Origin of the sequence: Mycobacterium celatum, from assembly GCF_002101595.1 — a bacterium.
Classification (GTDB): domain Bacteria; phylum Actinomycetota; class Actinomycetes; order Mycobacteriales; family Mycobacteriaceae; genus Mycobacterium; species Mycobacterium celatum.
The window spans coordinates 67,590-82,371 of record NZ_LQOM01000025.1; the positions used below are offsets into that span (position 1 = coordinate 67,590).

Here is a 14,782-nt window from a genome sequence, read left to right on the forward strand (position 1 = left end):
TACGCGTGCGTAGTGGGGAGCAGTCGGCATGACGGGTGATCCGCGGGCTGAGCGAGATCGCCCGGCTTCTCCTGCCGAGGACTTTCCGCCCTGGATTCCGCGGGCATACACCGCCACCTACCGCGGCCCGCACGGCGACGCGCCCGACAGTGAACGGCAGTTCGCCGATACCGCCGTCATCAACCGGGCAGCCGTCAGGGCGGTGACGCCGGCGATGCTGCGCGCCCACTTTCGGCTGGCGCGCCGCCGTGCGCCCGGTGAGACCCGGGTTGCGGTGTACCCCGCCGACGACCCCGCCGGGTTCGGCCCCGCGATGCAGGTCGTCACCGAACACGGCGCCATGCTGATGGATTCGGTGGCGGTGTTGCTGCATCGCCTCGGGGTGGCCTACGTCGGCATCATGAACCCGGTATTCGCGGTGCGCCGCACCGCCCACGGCGAGCTGGTGGGCGTCGGACCCGACGTCGGCGACGGCGCAGCGGACGGCGTGGACGAGATGTGGATCCACATCCAGCTTTCGCCGTCGGTACACGGCAAGGCGCTGGCCGAAGCCGAACGCCTGTTGCCCAACGTGCTGGCCGACGTGCGCCAGGTCGCGGCGGATTCAACGGCCATGGCCGCTGCCCTCGACGGCCTGGCAGAGCAGGTCGAAACCAACGCCGACGAGCACTTCTCGGGCCCGGACCGCCGCGACGTCGCCGCACTGTTGCGCTGGTTGGCCGACGGGCATTTCGTGTTGCTCGGCTACCAGCGAGGGGAGGTGCGCGACGGGCAGATCGCGGTCGACGAATCGGCCCGGCTGGGCGTGCTGCGGCTGCGCAAGGCGTTGCGCCCACGGTTGACCGGCGACGGCAAACTGCTGGTGCTGGCCCAGGCCACCGTGCCCAGTTATGTGCGCTTCGGCGCCTACCCCTACATCGTCGTCATCCGCGAAAACGCCGGCGACGGCATCATCGAGCACCGCTTCGTCGGCCTGTTCACGGTCGCCGCGATGAACGCCAACGTGCTGGAGATCCCGTTGATCGCCGGCCGGGTTCAGCAAGCCCTCGAGCTGGCCGAACGCGATCCCAGCCACCCGGGCCAGCTGCTCCTCGACATCATCCAGACCGTGCCGCGCTCGGAGTTGTTCGCGCTCGACGCCGAACGGCTGCTCACCATGGCGATGGCCGTGGTGGACCTTGGATCGCGGCGTCGCGCGCTGCTGTTCTTGCGCGCCGACCAACTCGGACAACTTGTGTCATGCCTGGTGTATCTGCCACGCGACCGCTACACCACGGCTGTCCGGTTGGAGATGCAGGACATCCTGGTGCGCGAATTCGGCGGCACCAGCCTGGAATACACCGCCCGGGTCAGTGAAGCCCCTTGGGCGCTGGTGCATTTCGTCGTTCGCCTGCCTGATGCGCACGCTGCGGTGGACACCTCCGAAGACAACCGGACCCGCATCCAGGCCCTGCTGACCGAGGCCGCCCGCACCTGGGCCGACCGGTTGCTCGGCGCCGTGCAGACCGGTGCAATAGCGCAGGACCGGGCCGAACACTACGCCGCGGCTTTCCCGGAGGCCTACAAGCAGGCCGTCAGCCCCGCCGACGCCATCAAAGACATCGGCGTCATCGAATCGCTGACCGACGACTCGGTCAAGCTGGTGTTCTCCGACCATGACGAGGACGACGGAATCGCGCTGCTCACTTGGTATTTGGGCGGGCGAACCGCGTCGCTGAGCCGACTGCTGCCGATGCTGCAATCCATGGGCGTGGTGGTGCTCGAAGAGCGACCGTTCACCGTCACCCGGCCCGACTCGCTGAAGGTGTGGATCTACCAATTCAAGATCTCTCCCCACCCAACGATTTCACTGGCCCCCGAAGGGCCCGAGCGGGAGGCCGCCGCGCAACGGTTCGCCGACGCGGTGACCGCGATCTGGCAGGGCCGCGTGGAGGTCGACCGGTTCAACGAGCTGGTGCTGCGGGCAAGCCTGACCTGGCAGCAGGTCGAGGTGCTGCGCGCCTACGCGAAGTACCTGCGGCAGGCGGCTTTTCCCTACAGCCAAACCCACATCGAATCGGTGCTCAACGAGAACCCGCACACCGCAGCGGCGTTAGTGGCGCTCTTCGAGGCGCTGTTCGACCCGTCGGGCACGTCGAAGAACCGCGACGCGCAAGCGGCGGTCGCCGCCGTTGCCGCGGACATCGACGCACTGCAGAGCCTGGACACCGACCGGATCCTGCGCGCATTCGCGTCGCTGATCCAGGCCACGCTGCGAACTAATTACTTTGTGACACGGCAAGATTCGGTGCGAGCCAAGAATGTGCTGTCGCTGAAGCTGGACGCCCAGCTGGTCGACGAGCTGCCGCTGCCGCGGCCGAAGTTCGAGATCTTCGTGTACTCACCGCGTGTCGAGGGCGTGCACCTGCGCTTCGGCCACGTCGCGCGCGGCGGGCTGCGCTGGTCGGACCGCCGGGAAGACTTCCGCACCGAGATCCTGGGCCTGGTCAAGGCGCAAGCGGTGAAGAACGCCGTCATCGTGCCGGTCGGCGCCAAAGGCGGATTCGTCGTCAAGCGGCCGCCGCTGCCCACCGGCGACCCGGCCGGCGATCGCGACGCCGTCCGTGAGGAGGGCGTCGCCTGCTACAAGCTGTTCATCTCCGGGCTGCTGGAAATCACCGACAACGTCGACCACACCACCGGCGACGTCAGCGCCCCGCCCGAGGTAGTGCGCCGCGACGGCGACGACGCCTACCTGGTGGTGGCCGCCGACAAAGGCACCGCCGCGTTCTCCGACATCGCCAACGACGTCGCCAAGTCCTACGGGTTCTGGCTGGGCGACGCGTTCGCTTCCGGAGGGTCGGTGGGTTACGACCACAAGGCGATGGGCATCACCGCCCGCGGAGCGTGGGAAGCCGTCAAGCGCCACTTCCGCGAAATGGGAGTCGACACCCAAAGCGAGGACTTCACCGTCGTCGGCATCGGCGATATGAGCGGCGATGTGTTCGGCAACGGCATGTTGCTGTCCAAGCACATTCGGCTGCTGGCCGCCTTCGACCACCGGCACATCTTCCTCGACCCGAATCCCGACGCCGCGCGCTCATGGGAAGAGCGCAAGCGCCTGTTCGAACTGCCCCGCTCCAGTTGGGACGACTACGACGCATCGCTGATCAGCGAGGGTGGCGGGGTGTACAGCCGTGAGCACAAGGCCATCCCGATCGGCGAGCAGGTCCGCACCGCGCTGGGAATCGAGGACGACGTCACCGAGATGGCCCCGCCGAACCTGGTGCGCGCGATCCTCAAGGCACCGGTAGACCTGCTCTACAACGGCGGGATCGGCACCTACGTCAAGGCCGAAACCGAATCCGACGTCGACGTGGGGGACCGGGCCAACGACGCGGTGCGGGTCAACGCAAACCAGTTGCGCGCCAAGGTGATTGCCGAGGGCGGCAACCTCGGTGTCACGTCGCTGGGTCGTGTCGAGTTCGACCTGTGCGGGGGCCGGATCAACACCGACGCTCTGGACAACTCGGCCGGCGTCGACTGCTCCGACCATGAGGTCAACATCAAGATCCTGATCGACGCGCTGGTCACCGCCGGCAAGGTCAAGCCCGAGGAGCGCACCGCGCTGCTGGAGTCGATGACCGACGAGGTGGCCGAAATGGTGTTGGCCGACAACGTCGACCAGAACGATCTGATGGGCACCAGCCGGGCCAACGCCGCAAGCCTGTTGCCGGTGCACGCCGAGCAGATCCGCTACCTGGTCGCCGAACGCGGGCTCAACCGGGAACTCGAAGCGCTGCCGTCGGAGAAGGAGATTCACCGGCGGGCCGAGGCCGGTCTCGGGCTGACCTCGCCCGAACTCGCCACCCTGATGGCGCACGTCAAACTCGGGCTCAAAGACGAGCTGTTGGCCACCGACCTGCCGGATCAGGAAGTGTTCGCGGCCCGGTTGCCGAAATACTTTCCGTCGATGCTGCGGGAGCGATTCGCCAGCGAGATCCGCTTGCATCAACTGCGTCGCGAGATCGTTACGACCATGCTGGTCAACGACTTGGTGGACACCAGCGGAATCACCTATGCCTACCGGATCACCGAGGACGTCGGGGTCAGCCAGGTCGACGCCGTCCGCACCTACGTCGCGACCGATGCGATCTTCGGGGTCGGGGAGATATGGCGGCAGATCCGTGACGCGGACCTGCCAATCACGCTGTCCGACCGGATGACGCTGGACACCCGGCGGCTGATCGACCGCGCCGGACGCTGGCTGCTCAACTACCGTCCGCAGCCGCTGGCCGTCGGCGCCGAGATCAACCGATTCGCCAAGAAGGTGCAGGAGCTGACACCGCGGATGTCGGAGTGGCTGCGCGGCGACGACAAAGCGATCGTGGAAAAGGAAGCCGGCGAATTCGTTTCGCAGGGCGCATCGGAGGAGTTGGCCTACCTGGTGGCCACCGGGTTGTACCGGTACAGCCTGCTGGACATCATCGACATCGCCGACATCGACGAGCGTGACGCCGCCGAGGTCGCCGACACCTATTTCGCGCTGATGGACCGCCTGGGTACCGACGGACTGCTGACCGCGGTGTCCGAACTGCCGCGCCGGGACCGTTGGCATTCGTTGGCCCGGTTGGCGATTCGCGACGATATCTACGCCTCTTTGCGGGCATTGTGTTTCGACGTGCTGGCCGTGGGCGAGCCGGATGAGAGCGGGGAAGAGAAGATCGCCGAATGGGAACACACCAGCGCGTCGCGGGTCGAGCGGGCGCGCCGGACGCTCACCGAGATCTACGAGAGCGGTCAAAAGGATTTGGCGACATTGTCGGTGGCGGCGCGCCAGATTCGCCGTATGACACGAACGAGCGGACGGGGATCGTCAGGGTGAACACAGGATTCGTCGCGCCGGTTCCGGTGCGCTGGTCGGACATCGACATGTACCAGCACATCAACCACGCGACTATGGTCACGATTCTGGAAGAGGCCCGCGTCCCGTTTCTGCGCGAGCCTTTCGGTGCCGACATCACCACGATCGGCTTGTTGATCGCCGACGTGCGGGTGACCTACAAAGACCAACTGCGGCTGGCGGATTCGCCGCTGCAGGTGACCATGTGGGTGAAGCGGATGCGGGCCGTGGATTTCACCATCGGCTACGAGGTGCGCTCGGTCAACGCCGCTCCGGCGGCCAAACCCGCCGTGGTCGCCGAAACACAGTTGGCCGCAGTCCATATCGACGAGCAGCGGCTGGTGCGGCTCACGCCGCAGCACCGGGAATATTTGCAGCGGTGGCTGCGGTAGCCGAGCGGGGACTGTGGCTGGGCGACGCCACCCAGCGCGCGGATCTGGCCGCATTCGTCGAGCGGGCGTTGCGACTGGACGACGCCGCGGTGATCCGGCTGCGCGCACGCTCCGATCAGGTGCTGACCGCCTGGGTGGCCACCGGTTTCGACGTGCTGGCCAGCAGGGTGGTGGCCGGCAGTATGCGACCCGACGATTTGTCCGTGGGCGCAGACCAATTGGCGCGCGGGCTGTCGGCGATGGACAGCGCCGGTCACGTCGACCCCGGTTTCCCGATGGATTTCGCGTGGCGCGGAGCGCTGCCGCCCGAGACGGGATTCACTCACCTCGACGACGTGCCGGCGCGCCTGATGCTGGATTTGGCGCAGCGCGGCGCCGCGCTCGCCAAGGAGCACGGCAGCGCCCACGGCCCGCCGGCGTCGCTGCTCGACCAGGAGGTGCTGCGGGTCAGCTCTGCCGACGTCAGCGTCGGCGTTCCGATGCGCTGCGTATTCGCCTTGACCGCAATGGGTTTCCTGCCGCAGTCACCGGAGGCCGTCGACGCCGACGAAATCGTGCGGGTCCGGATCCTGCCGACATGGTTGCGGCTCGACGCGCGGTTCGGCTCGGTGTATCGCCGCCGCGTACTTTTGTAGCGCTCGCGAGGGCGCTATTCGAGGTCGAATGCCGCGCGGATTGCTTGCGCGAGACCCGGTTCCTGGTGCGGTAGCAGGTAGCCTATATGGCGTGCTATCGCGTCGGTAGGAATCGTTGTGATGCTGTCGCAGCTGACAACTGAGGTCTGCGCAAGCCCGTTCTCGACGCCGACAACAACCTCGGTCGACAAGCCCCGAACGGTACCGGTGATGGGTGCAACGGTTACCCGACTGAGGTGGGGGCGGACGAGTTCGCGCGTCAGGATCACCACGGGCCGAGTCTTATCGAGATGAGCGAGATGGATGGGCCGCATCAATCGATATCAGCGGCTTGTTTTGCAGAGAATTGCGCGAGTGCGTCTAAGTCGTGATCGGGTTCACTAGCGGCGAGAATGGCGGCGTCGCGAGCGGCAATCTCATGACGTCGCTCGCGCTCGAGCGCCCGCAATACGACCGCGGCCCGACTGGGTGCGCGGTTCTCACTGACCTCACGATCGAGGAAGGCGACGATTTCATCGGGTAGCCGCACGGCGATCTGGGTACTCATACCAAAATGGTACCAGGTTGGGATGCGACCGGGACTACGCCAACCACGCCGCGGCGTTCGACGGCAGCCGGCCGTCTGCCACCGGCGCGCTGGCCAATAGCAATTCGCCGTCGGGCAGCCGCAGGGGCCGACTGCCGGCATTGAGCACGCACACCAGACCGCCGGGCCGCTTGAACATCAGCGCGCCGCGCGGTGCGGCCAGCCACTCGATCTCACCACCGGCGAATTCTGAGCGTTGCCTTCGTAATTCGAGCGCACGGCGGAAGAACGACAATGTCGAGCCGGCGTCGGCGAGCTGCTTCTCGACTGTCAGCGCCGTCCACTCAGACGGCATCGGCAGCCAGGTGTCAGCGGTCGTCGAAAATCCGAACGGGGGAGTCTCACCGGACCACGGCATCGGAACGCGGCACCCGTCGCGTCCCCGTTCGGTGTGTCCGGACCGCTCCCACGTCGGGTCCTGCAGAACCTCGTCGGGCAGCTCCACGTTGGGCAGCCCGAGCTCCTCGCCGTTGTAGATGAACACCGCCCCGGGCAACGCGAGCATCACCATCGCCATCGCGCGGGCGCGGTCCAAGCCGACCGCCCCGCCGCCGTAACGGGTGACCTCCCGGTCGACGTCGTGGTTAGACAAAGTCCAAGTGGGCGTTGCATTTTCGATCGCGGCGGCCGCCAGCGAGTTCTCGATCGCGTCGCGGATCTCGGCGGCGCCGAAGCGCGCCTGCACCAGTCGAAAATTGAACCCGAGGTGCAACTCGTCGGGTCGCAGGTACTCCGCCCAGCGGGCGTTGTCGTAGACCCACACCTCGCCGATGGTCACCGCGCCCGGATAGTCGTCGACGACCCGGCGTATGTCGCGGTGAATCGCATGCACGCCAGCGTGGTTGAACCGCGGATCGTCGTCTTTGTTGCGCAGCATCCGGTTGTGCTCGACCGACTGCATATCAGGCAGGTCCGGCGGCTTGGCCATCCCGTGCGCGACGTCGATGCGAAACCCGTCCACACCGCGCTCCAGCCAGAACCGCAGCGTCTTCTCGAAGTCGTCGAAGACCTCCCGGTTGTCCCAGTTGAGGTCCGGCTGCTCGGCGTCGAACAGGTGCAGATACCACTGGCCCGGGTTGCCGTCGGGTTCGACGACGCGGGTCCAGGCCGGCCCGCCGAACACCGACTCCCAGTTGTTGGGCGGCTGTTCGCCGCCGGGTCCGCGGCCGTCGCGGAAGATGTAGCGCTCGCGCGCATCGGTGCCGGGGCCGGCGGCCAGCGCGGCGGCAAACCACGGGTGCTGCGAGCTGGTGTGGTTCGGCACCAGGTCCATCGTGATCTTGATGCCGCGGTCGTGCGTGGCGGCGATCAGCCGCTCCAGGGCGGCCAGCCCGCCGAACAACGGGTCGACGTCACGTGGATCGGCGACGTCGTAGCCGTGATCGGCCATCGGGGACACGGTGACCGGGTTGAGCCAGATCGCGTCGATGCCCAGCTGCACGAGGTAGTCCAGCCGGGCCGTCACCCCGTCCAGGTCGCCGACGCCGTCACCGTTGCTGTCGGCGAAGGAGCGGGGATAGACCTGGTAGAAGACTCCATTACGCCACCAGGGAGCCCCCATCAGAACGGCGAGTTGACCAGCGAGTGGGCCGCCATTTCCAGGTAGTCGAGCAGCTCCTTGCGATGCGCGTCGTCGAGGGTCTGCGCGTCGATCGACGCGATGGCCGTGTGCATGCACCGCAACCAGGCGTCGCGTTCGATCGGCGAGATGCGGAACGGCACGTGACGCATCCGCAGCCGGGGGTGGCCGCGTCGTTCCGAATAGGTCCGCGGGCCGCCCCAGTACTGCTCGAGGAACATCCGCAACCGCTCCTCGGCGCCGGACAGGTCCTCTTCGGGGTAGATCGGGCGCAGGATCTCGTCCTCGGCGACCAGCTCGTAGAAGCGCGACACGATCGCATGGAAGGTGTCGGCGCCGCCGATGGCGTCGTAAAGCGACTGCTGTTGTACCGGTTCCATCGCTTCCCATTGTGGGGCATCGCACCGGGTGCTCGCCGACCCGCACCGGTTGTTCACCGGAATGACCAGCCAACACCGCCCAATTTGGTATGCGATCCACGCCGAATCATGGTGGACTGTTCGGCGGAGGACGTATGGCGCAGCATAAGAGACGCCGCGGTCACCGCAGTCCGGGTGCCGCGGCCAGCCCGGCCGGTGCATGCCTGCACAGCGTCGACAGTCGTCCCTCCGCCCAGCACGACACGGGTTCCATCTGGAATCGCCGGCGGGTGCTGCTGCTGAACTCCACCTACGAGCCCCTCACCGCGCTGCCGATGCGACGGGCGATCATCATGCTGATCTGCGGCAAGGCCGACGTGGTGCACGACGATCCGGCCGGGCCGGTCATCCACTCGGCGACCAGGTCGATCGCGGTGCCGTCGGTGATCCGGCTGCGCACCTATGTGCGGGTGCCATATCGGGCGCGGGTCCCGATGACCCGCGCCGCGTTGATGCACCGCGACCGGTTCTGCTGCGCGTACTGCGGCGCCAAGGCCGACACCGTCGACCATGTGGTGCCCCGCAGCCGCGGTGGGGATCACTCCTGGGAGAACTGCGTGGCGTGCTGCTCGACGTGCAATCACCGCAAGGGCGACCGGCTGCTGACCGAGCTGGGCTGGTCGCTGCGGCTGGCGCCGACGTCGCCGAAGGGACAGCACTGGCGGCTGTTGTCGACGGTCAAGGAGCTCGACCCGGCGTGGGCGCGGTATCTGGGTGAGGGAGCCGCCTAGCGCGCTCGCGATGGGTTACGGTTTGCGTCGTGAGCATGATGGAGATCCACCTCTACTTCGTGGGAATCCCGCTGCTGCTGGTTCTCGTGCTGGTGGCACTGATCTGGTCGCATAAGGGTGCCCACCCGCCGACCTACAAGATGTCCGAGCCGTGGACGCATCCGCCCATCCTGTGGGCCGCGACCGACGAGAAGATCGGCGGCGGGCATCACGGGCACGACACGTCGGAGTTCAGCGTGGGAGGTGGCGCCAGTGGCAAGTGGTGAAGTCGCAACTATTGCTCCCCCCGAACTGCCCAACGGCTGGGTGGTCACCGCCAGCGGGCGTGTCTCCGGTGTCACCGAGCCCGGCGATGTGTCGGTGCACTACCCGTTCCCGATCAAGGATCTGGTCGCCCTCGACGACGCACTGACCTACGGGTCGCGGGCGGCGGGGGCGCGCTTCGCCGTCTACATCGGTGACCTGGGCGACGACACCGCCGCGCGGGCCCGCGAACTTCTGGCCAAGGTGCCGACGCCGGACAACGCGGTGCTGATCGCGGTATCGCCCGACCAGCATGCGATCGAGGTGGTGTACGGCTCCCAGGTCAGGCGCCGGGGCGCCGAATCGTCCGCGCCGCAGGGGGTCGCCGCCGCCGCGGCAGCGTTTGCCGACGGCCACCTCATCGACGGGCTGGTCAGCGCGGTCCGGGAAATCAGCTCGGGCATCTCGCCGGCCTAGCCCCCATCGGCGCGAGCGTGCGTGTCCCCGGTCGAAACGCCGATGGCAAACCGTGTTTTACGCACGCTCGCGCTGATCAGAGGCGTCGAACTGCCGCGCCCGCAACGCCCGCTTGACGCCGTCCTGCCCCTCGAGCACCAGTCGACGCAATGCCGGCGGTACCTCCGAATCGGCGAGGAACTGGTCGGCGGCGGCAATGCCCTCGTCGCTGATATCCCAGGAGGGGTAAAGCCCGATGACCACCGTCTGCGCCACCTCGCTGGAGCGGCGTTCCCACACACCGGGTATCGCCTCGAAATACTTTGCGGTGAACGGCTTCAGCAGTCCGGCCTGTCCGGGCGAGACGATCCCGGCGATGATCGACCGGCCGGTGACGTTGGGCAACGTGTCGTCCTCCACCACCGTCGTCCACGCCTGTTCCTTGACTGGCGCCTGCGGCCGCGCCGCCGAGGCTTGCGCGGCCTGCCGCTTTCCCGTGGCGGTGGGATCGCGTTGGACTTCGGCATCGATCACGTCGGTGTCGATCACCCCGGACCGGGCCAGCGCGGTGACGATGCGCCAACGCAGATCGGTGTCCACGACCAGGCCGGCCAGGCCAAGGTCGGCGGGATCGCCGTAGAGCAACGCCGACAACACCGCCGTGTGCCGCTCCGAGAGCACCGACGAGCACAGCGCATTGACGAACGCCAGCTGATGATCCGACCCGGCTTCCGCACCGCGGGCCAACTCCAGCAACCGATCACAGAACGCCGGCCAACCCTGCGACGCAGCCCAGTCCGGCTCTGCGTACGAACCCAATGCGGTCTGCGCCTGCAGTAAAAGCCGCTGTGCGACACCGACTTCGGTTTCGGCGACGACACCGCGCGACACGAGCGCCACGAAGTCGCGCGCCTTGAGCTCGGCGTCGCGGGTCATCTCCCACGCTGCCGACCACACCAGCGTGCGCGGTAGCGGCTCGGCGATGTCGGCAATCCGTTCCAAAGCGGTGGCCAACGATTCCGGGTCGAGTCGCAGTGAGCAATAGGTCAGGTCATCGTCGTTGACCAATACCAACTGTCCACGTGAAACACCGACCAGCGCAGGCACTTCCGTGCTCGGTCCGGTCACGTCGAGTTCTTCGCGATGCACTCGCACCAACCGGCCGTCGCCGCCGTCGTCGTAAATGCCCACCGCCAGCCGATGTACCCGGGTCTCACCGGCACCCGGCCGGGCGCCGCCTTGCGCGACCGCGAACCGGGTGAAGCGGCCGTCGGCGTCGACGTCGAAATCGGCGCGCAACGTATTTAGCCCGGTGGTCTTGAGCCACTGCCGTCCCCAGTCGGACAGATCACGGCCCGAGGCCTGTTCCAGCGCGGCCAGCAGGTCGTCGAACGTGGCGTTGTCGAAGGCGTGCGCGCGGAAGTAGTCGCGCAGCCCGGCCAGGAATTGCTCCAGCCCGACGTACGCGACGAGCTGCTTGAGCACCGAAGCGCCCTTGGCGTAGGTGATGCCGTCGAAGTTCACCTCGACCGCGGCAAGGTCGGGAATGTCGGCGGCCACGGGATGCGTCGACGGCAACTGGTCCTGTCGGTAGGCCCATGACTTCTCGGCATTGGCGAACGTGGTCCACGCCTGGGTGTACTCGGTTGCCTCGCTTTGGCACAGCACCGATGCGAAGGTGGCGAACGACTCGTTGAGCCACAAGTCGTCCCACCATCGCATGGTGACCAGATCGCCGAACCACATGTGCGCCATCTCATGCAGCACCGTTTCGGCGCGACGCTCGTAGCCGGCCCGGGTGACTTTGCTGCGGAAGACGAGGTCCTCCACAAAGGTGACCGCCCCGACGTTTTCCATTGCGCCGGCGTTGAACTCCGGGACGAACAGCTGGTCGTATTTGCCGAACGCGTACGGCACGCCAAAGTGCTTGTGGTAGAAGCCGAATCCCTGTTTGGTTTCGGTGAAGAGCCGATCAGGGTCCAGGTACTGCGCCAGCGACGCCCGACAGAATAGGCCCAGCGGGATCTCGCCGTGCTCGTCGGCGTAGGTGTCGTCCCAACGGGTGTACGGTCCTGCGACCAGCGCCACCAGGTAGGTGCTCATCCGCTGTGTGGTGGCAAAGGTGTGCACGCCGCCCTCGCTACTGACAGAGGCCCCGTTGGAGATCACCTGCCAGTGCTCGGGCGCGGTCACCGTGATGTCAAATGTCGCCTTGAGGTCGGGCTGGTCGAAACAGGCGAACATCCGCTTGGCGTCGGCGGTTTCGAACTGCGAGTACAGATAGACCTCGTCGTCGACGGGGTCGACGAAGCGGTGCAGGCCCTCACCGGTGTTGGTGTAGCGGCAGTCGGCGTCGACGACCACGACATTGTGCTCGGCCAGGCCGGTCAGCGCGATACCGGTCGACTCGTCATACGCGGACACGTCGAGGTCGCGCCCGTTGAGGGTGGCGTTGTGAATCTTCTCGGCGGCGATGTCGATGAAGGTGTCCGCTCCGGCCAGCGCGACGAACTCGACGGTGGTCGTCGAGCGGAACGTGCGATCGCCGGGCGCGCCGTTGCCGTCGGTGAGATCCAGGTTGATCCGGTAGCCGCCGACGGTGATCAGGGACGCGCGTTCGACTGCTTGGTCACGGGTGAGATTGGGAAGAGCCACGGGTCCAACCTAGGCGGCGATCGCAAGCGCGGTGGCGCTGGGCGCAGCGGGTCGCCGCGATAGCCCGGCGGCGATCGCAAGCGCGGTGGCGCTGGGCGCAGCGGGTCGCCGCGATAGCCCGGAGCCGGGAACAGGCCTGCCGCGGCTACGGTTGTGCTGGACGGTTAGCCGCACCGCCGACGAGAGGATCCCCATGCCCAAGAAGTCAGTCGCCGATTTCTGGTTCGATCCGCTGTGCCCGTGGGCATGGATCACGTCGCGCTGGATCCTGGAGGTCGAAAAGGTCCGCGACATCGACGTGAACTTCCACGTCATGAGCCTGGCGGTGCTCAACGAGAACCGCGACGACCTGCCCGAGAAGTACCGGGAGAACATGAAGAAGGCGTGGGGGCCGGTCCGGGTCGCAATCGCCGCCGAGCAGGCCCACGGCGCCAAGGTCCTCGCGCCGCTGTACACGGCGATGGGCACCCGCATTCACAACGAAGACAACAAGGACCTCGACGACGTCATCAAGCAGTCGCTGGCCGAGGTCGGACTGCCGGCCGAGCTGGCCGACGCCGCCGAGAGCGACGCCTACGACGAGGCGCTGCGCAAGAGCCACCATGCCGGGATGGACGCCGTCGGCGAGGACGTCGGCACGCCGACCATCCACGTCAACGGCGTGGCCTTCTTTGGCCCTGTGCTGTCGAAGATCCCGCGCGGCGAGGAGGCCGGCAAGCTGTGGGACGCCTCGGTGACATTTGCCTCCTACCCGCACTTCTGGGAGTTGAAGCGGACCCGCACCGAACGGCCGCAATTCGACTAGCGCGAGCTGGCGCAATCCCGGGAATGTGCGCGGTGTGTCGGCCGGGGACGCGCACGCTCGCGCCAAGGAAAGGCAGTGAAAGAATGTCGGGATGCGCGTCTACCTCGGTTCCGACCATGCCGGCTATGAGCTCAAGCAGCAGATCTTCGAACACTTGCAGAAGGAAGGCCACGAGCCGATCGACTGCGGCGCGTTCAGCTACGACGCCGAGGACGACTATCCGGCATTCTGCATCGCCGCCGCGTCGCGCACGGTGGCCGATCCCGGCAGCCTGGGCATCGTGCTCGGCGGATCGGGCAACGGCGAGCAGATCGCGGCCAACAAGGTACCCGGGGCCCGCTGCGCGCTGGCCTGGAGCGTGGAGACCGCGACGTTGGCACGCGAACACAACAACGCGCAGTTGATCGGTATCGGCGGGCGGATGCACACCGTCCCCGAGGCGCTGGCCATCGTCGACGCGTTCGTCAGCACACCGTGGTCGGGAGCCGAACGCCACCAACGGCGTATCGACATCCTCGCCGAGTACGAACGCACCCATCAGGCGCCGCCGGTGCCCGGCGCCGACGGCTGACCGTGCCCGAAGGTCACACCCTGCACCGGCTGGCGCGGCTGCATCAGCGGCGGTTCGCCGGCGCACCGGTTGCAGTGTCAAGCCCTCAGGGCCGGTTCGCGGCAGCGGCGGCCGCAGTCGACGGCCGAGTGCTGCGACGCACCAGTGTGTGGGGCAAGCACCTGTTCCACCACTACGCGGACGGCCCGATAGTGCATGTGCACCTTGGCCTTTACGGAACCTTCACCGAACATGCCACTCCGATGCCCGCCCCCGCAGGTCAGGTGCGGATGCGGATGGTCGGCGCCGAATACGGCACCGACCTGCGAGGGCCGACGGTGTGCGAGCTGCTCGACGACGCCCAAGTGGCCGACGTGGTAGCCCGGCTCGGCCCCGACCCGTTGCGCCGCGACGCAGATCCACAGTGGGCGTGGGCGCGGATCACCAAGTCCCGCAGGCCAATCGGCGCACTGCTGATGGACCAGACGGTGATCGCCGGTGTGGGCAACGTCTATCGCAGCGAGTTGCTGTTCCGCCACGCCATCGACCCTTATCGGCTCGGCCGGGCGATCACCGAAGCCGAATTCACGGCGGCGTGGACAGATTTGGTCGCGCTCATGAAAGTGGGCCTGCGCCGCGGCAAGATCATCGTGGTGCGCCCCGAACACGACCACGGCGCCCCGTCATATCTGCCCGACCGCCCGCGCACGTACGTGTACCGGCGCGCCGGCGACCCGTGCCGGGTGTGTGGGACGACGGTGCGTACCGCGGAACTGGAAGGCAGGAATGTCTTCTGGTGCCCCGAATGTCAGCGTTAGCAGACTCCGTCGCGTTGATCAAGCCTGGCGC

The 14,782-nt window shown here is 67.1% G+C and carries 14 protein-coding genes; 9 read left to right on the forward strand and 5 right to left on the reverse strand.

Annotated features, from left to right (window positions below):
* The first annotated feature begins 28 nt into the window (after positions 1-28).
* Genes AWB95_RS09895 through AWB95_RS09905 form a run of 3 tightly spaced genes read left to right on the forward strand, consistent with a single transcriptional unit; the run spans position 29 to position 5,909 of the window.
* The gene (locus AWB95_RS09895; protein ID WP_062538966.1) at positions 29-4,864 is read left to right on the forward strand and encodes an NAD-glutamate dehydrogenase; all 4,836 of its coding nucleotides are present in this window, start codon (positions 29-31) and stop codon (positions 4,862-4,864) included.
* The gene (locus AWB95_RS09900) at positions 4,861-5,274 is read left to right on the forward strand and encodes an acyl-CoA thioesterase (protein ID WP_062538965.1); all 414 of its coding nucleotides are present in this window, start codon (positions 4,861-4,863) and stop codon (positions 5,272-5,274) included. Before AWB95_RS09895 ends, AWB95_RS09900 begins: the two co-directional genes overlap by 4 nt.
* Positions 5,262-5,909: a DUF8010 domain-containing protein gene (locus tag AWB95_RS09905; RefSeq protein ID WP_062538964.1), complete on the forward strand. Its 648-nt coding sequence runs from the start codon at positions 5,262-5,264 to the stop codon at positions 5,907-5,909. The genes AWB95_RS09900 and AWB95_RS09905 overlap by 13 nt, the downstream gene beginning before the upstream one ends.
* A gap of 14 nt (positions 5,910-5,923) precedes the next feature.
* Here AWB95_RS09905 and AWB95_RS09910 read toward each other — a convergent pair whose 3' ends face one another.
* Genes AWB95_RS09910 through AWB95_RS09925 form a run of 4 tightly spaced genes read right to left on the reverse strand, consistent with a single transcriptional unit; the run spans position 5,924 to position 8,454 of the window.
* Complete coding sequence (locus tag AWB95_RS09910; RefSeq protein WP_062538963.1) at positions 5,924-6,223, reverse strand: type II toxin-antitoxin system PemK/MazF family toxin; 300 nt, start codon at positions 6,221-6,223, stop codon at positions 5,924-5,926.
* Positions 6,223-6,456: a YlcI/YnfO family protein gene (locus AWB95_RS09915; RefSeq protein WP_084706965.1), complete on the reverse strand. Its 234-nt coding sequence runs from the start codon at positions 6,454-6,456 to the stop codon at positions 6,223-6,225. The genes AWB95_RS09910 and AWB95_RS09915 overlap by 1 nt, the downstream gene beginning before the upstream one ends.
* 34 nt (positions 6,457-6,490) lie before the next feature.
* Positions 6,491-8,056 (reverse strand): glycoside hydrolase family 13 protein, encoded by a 1,566-nt coding sequence (locus tag AWB95_RS09920; protein WP_062538962.1) that lies wholly within the window; start codon positions 8,054-8,056, stop codon positions 6,491-6,493.
* Positions 8,056-8,454 carry a globin gene (locus AWB95_RS09925; protein WP_062538961.1) on the reverse strand — a complete coding sequence of 133 codons (399 nt, stop codon included), beginning with the start codon at positions 8,452-8,454 and terminating at the stop codon, positions 8,056-8,058. The genes AWB95_RS09920 and AWB95_RS09925 overlap by 1 nt, the downstream gene beginning before the upstream one ends.
* A gap of 134 nt (positions 8,455-8,588) precedes the next feature.
* On the opposite strand from AWB95_RS09925, the gene AWB95_RS09930 reads away from it, so the two are divergent.
* The 3 genes from AWB95_RS09930 to AWB95_RS09940 are packed head-to-tail and all read left to right on the forward strand — an operon-like array spanning position 8,589 to position 9,944.
* Complete coding sequence (locus tag AWB95_RS09930) at positions 8,589-9,224, forward strand: HNH endonuclease (protein ID WP_062538960.1); 636 nt, start codon at positions 8,589-8,591, stop codon at positions 9,222-9,224.
* A 38-nt stretch (positions 9,225-9,262) separates the two neighbouring features.
* Complete coding sequence (gene ctaJ, locus AWB95_RS09935) at positions 9,263-9,490, forward strand: aa3-type cytochrome oxidase subunit CtaJ (RefSeq protein WP_062538970.1); 228 nt, start codon at positions 9,263-9,265, stop codon at positions 9,488-9,490.
* Positions 9,477-9,944 carry a DUF5130 domain-containing protein gene (locus tag AWB95_RS09940; protein ID WP_062538959.1) on the forward strand — a complete coding sequence of 156 codons (468 nt, stop codon included), beginning with the start codon at positions 9,477-9,479 and terminating at the stop codon, positions 9,942-9,944. Before ctaJ ends, AWB95_RS09940 begins: the two co-directional genes overlap by 14 nt.
* 57 nt (positions 9,945-10,001) lie before the next feature.
* Here AWB95_RS09940 and pepN read toward each other — a convergent pair whose 3' ends face one another.
* Positions 10,002-12,578, reverse strand: a complete 2,577-nt coding sequence (gene pepN / locus AWB95_RS09945) for an aminopeptidase N (RefSeq protein ID WP_085168129.1) — start codon at positions 12,576-12,578, stop codon at positions 10,002-10,004.
* A gap of 193 nt (positions 12,579-12,771) precedes the next feature.
* Between pepN and AWB95_RS09950 the strand changes: the two genes are divergently transcribed.
* The 3 genes from AWB95_RS09950 (at position 12,772) to AWB95_RS09960 (ending at position 14,751) form a co-directional block, all read left to right on the forward strand.
* The gene (locus AWB95_RS09950) at positions 12,772-13,383 is read left to right on the forward strand and encodes an Rv2466c family mycothiol-dependent reductase (RefSeq protein ID WP_062538958.1); all 612 of its coding nucleotides are present in this window, start codon (positions 12,772-12,774) and stop codon (positions 13,381-13,383) included.
* Positions 13,384-13,474: 91 nt separating this feature from the next.
* Positions 13,475-13,954, forward strand: coding sequence for a ribose-5-phosphate isomerase (locus AWB95_RS09955; protein ID WP_062538957.1), 480 nt, complete (start codon positions 13,475-13,477; stop codon positions 13,952-13,954).
* A gap of 2 nt (positions 13,955-13,956) precedes the next feature.
* Positions 13,957-14,751: an Fpg/Nei family DNA glycosylase gene (locus AWB95_RS09960; protein WP_062538956.1), complete on the forward strand. Its 795-nt coding sequence runs from the start codon at positions 13,957-13,959 to the stop codon at positions 14,749-14,751.
* Positions 14,752-14,782: the final 31 nt, after the last annotated feature.

What these genes read in the sequence shown, in the direction of transcription:
- AWB95_RS09895 (WP_062538966.1), top strand. Translation starts at nt 29, where the DNA reads ATGACGGGTGATCCGCGGGCTGAGCGAGATCGCCCGGCTTCTCCTGCC.
- AWB95_RS09910 (WP_062538963.1), bottom strand. Translation starts at nt 6,223, where the DNA reads ATGCGGCCCATCCATCTCGCTCATCTCGATAAGACTCGGCCCGTGGTG.
- AWB95_RS09915 (WP_084706965.1), bottom strand. Translation starts at nt 6,456, where the DNA reads ATGAGTACCCAGATCGCCGTGCGGCTACCCGATGAAATCGTCGCCTTC.
- AWB95_RS09920 (WP_062538962.1), bottom strand. Translation starts at nt 8,056, where the DNA reads ATGGGGGCTCCCTGGTGGCGTAATGGAGTCTTCTACCAGGTCTATCCC.
- AWB95_RS09925 (WP_062538961.1), bottom strand. Translation starts at nt 8,454, where the DNA reads ATGGAACCGGTACAACAGCAGTCGCTTTACGACGCCATCGGCGGCGCC.
- AWB95_RS09930 (WP_062538960.1), top strand. Translation starts at nt 8,589, where the DNA reads ATGGCGCAGCATAAGAGACGCCGCGGTCACCGCAGTCCGGGTGCCGCG.
- ctaJ (WP_062538970.1), top strand. Translation starts at nt 9,263, where the DNA reads ATGGAGATCCACCTCTACTTCGTGGGAATCCCGCTGCTGCTGGTTCTC.
- AWB95_RS09950 (WP_062538958.1), top strand. Translation starts at nt 12,772, where the DNA reads ATGCCCAAGAAGTCAGTCGCCGATTTCTGGTTCGATCCGCTGTGCCCG.
- AWB95_RS09955 (WP_062538957.1), top strand. Translation starts at nt 13,475, where the DNA reads ATGCGCGTCTACCTCGGTTCCGACCATGCCGGCTATGAGCTCAAGCAG.